General features: G+C 74.9%; 1 protein-coding gene. It reads right to left on the minus strand.

The annotated features are described in order from the left end of the window. Nucleotides 1-127: 127 nt before the first annotated feature. Entirely contained in the window at nucleotides 128-766 is a 639-nt protein-coding gene (locus ACSNOK_RS33125) for a HEAT repeat domain-containing protein (protein WP_436784489.1), read from the minus strand. Between the last annotated feature and the right edge of the window lie 439 nt (nucleotides 767-1,205).

The following is a 1,205-nucleotide window of genomic DNA, read 5'->3' on the forward strand; positions in this document are numbered from 1 at the left end:
GGACGGGCTGAATAGGGGCGCCCACTCCAGCCCGTCCGGCGTTTGAGGACAACCGCGCGAAGCGCGGTTTCGGGGGGCTGGGGGCTCGCCCCCAGGAAACGGCGAAAGGGCGGGTCTGGGGCAAGCCTCACGCCCGCGGCGCGTTCCGAGCGCGGACGGTCGGGAGGGGCCTCCCGTTGAGCCGGGCGAGAGCCACCACCGCCGCCGGCCGCAACCGCTCATGCTCGCGCGCGGCGACGAGAGTCGCCTCCGCACGGCGGTCGCCGAGCAGACCGAGCCCCTCGACGCACGCCCGGGCGACGGGCCAGCAGTGGTCCCGGGCGGCCAGCAGCCGCTCCAGGGTGGAGAGGAGAGCGGGCACGGACTCCGGCGCGCGCAGCTCGGTCAGCAGCCGGATGGGGTGGACGGCATAGGCGGTGCGCAGCGGATTGGTGGCGAGGGCGGCCGCGGCCCGGGCGGTCCGCGGATCCCGTAGCCGCGCGAGCACGTGCGCCGCCGTGGCGCACCGCACCGGCTCCCGGTAGTTGAGCAGCAGCACCAGCGTCTCGAAGGCCCGCCGGTCCCCTTGGACGCCGAGCGCGAAGGCGGCGATCTCCCGCGCCCACAGCGGCTGTTCGGGGGCGACCAGGACCTCGGCGAGCGCGTCCCGGGCGGCCCGCCCGTCGGTTCCGGCCAGCGCCACCAGCCGCTCGTACGCCGTGAACTCGGCCGGGGAGACCAGTTCGGCCCGTACCCGCTTCAGCAGTACGCGGAATTCCTCTTCCATTTCCTGCTCTCCTCCCCGAGTGGCCTGGACCACATGGTAAGTCGCGCCCGGGCCCCCTGGCGCTCCCGGTTACCGGTGAGTTAATCTCCCGGCACGAGCCGTACCCCGGCTCGGGCGGCCGGTGACGCGGCCGTCGTGGCGCCGGCGTGTCCGGTGCCGTCCGCCGGTTCGGCACTCCAGTACGGCACGGCCCCGGGACAGGGCCGGCCGGTCGCACAACTCCCTCCCCGTGGACGCCCTTTACCCGTCCGCGGAAATCCTTAAGGCGCCGCGCCCGCGCAGGGACGTGCCGCGCACCCGTACCCGGCAGCGCCGCCGGTGCGGTCTCCCGTCGAGCTCCCCGTGCCCGGGAAACACCCTCTGGAGTCCCGTCATGGACCGTCAGTCCGCCGTTCCGCCCTCCCCCTCCGCAGACAGTCCCACCGGAGGCCCCCTCCCC

The sequence above is a fragment of the Streptomyces sp. URMC 126 genome (assembly GCF_051386555.1).
Taxonomy (GTDB): Bacteria; Actinomycetota; Actinomycetes; order Streptomycetales; family Streptomycetaceae; genus Streptomyces.

Excerpts from the sequence above, each read along its gene's own strand:
- ACSNOK_RS33125 (WP_436784489.1), bottom strand. The coding sequence starts at position 766 with ATGGAAGAGGAATTCCGCGTACTGCTGAAGCGGGTACGGGCCGAACTG.